Below are 230 nucleotides of genomic sequence, written 5' to 3'. Positions count from 1 at the left end.
AGGTGGGTGACCGCTACGTCCTCGAGTCGATGAACGCCAATGGGTTCTCGCTGGGTGGTGAGCAGTCCGGGCACGTCATTATGAGTGAGTTCGCAACCACTGGTGACGGTGTTCTTACCGGTTTGCACCTGGCTGCGCGCGTCGCTCGTACCGGCAAGACCCTCAAGGAGCTCGCCTCGGTGATGACCCGTCTGCCGCAGGCGCTCATCAATGTGCGTGGCGTCGACAAG

1 pseudogene is annotated in these 230 nt (G+C 61.7%); it reads left to right on the top strand.

The window, feature by feature from the left end:
* Positions 1-230 (top strand): annotated as a pseudogene (locus KMS84_RS40815) (phosphoglucosamine mutase); the annotation flags it as partial.

The organism is Streptomyces hilarionis, from assembly GCF_024539675.1.
Taxonomy (GTDB): domain Bacteria; phylum Actinomycetota; class Actinomycetes; order Streptomycetales; family Streptomycetaceae; genus Streptomyces; species Streptomyces hilarionis.
The sequence above is the reverse complement of the archived record's forward strand: the minus strand, read 5'-3'. Positions and strand labels throughout refer to the sequence as shown.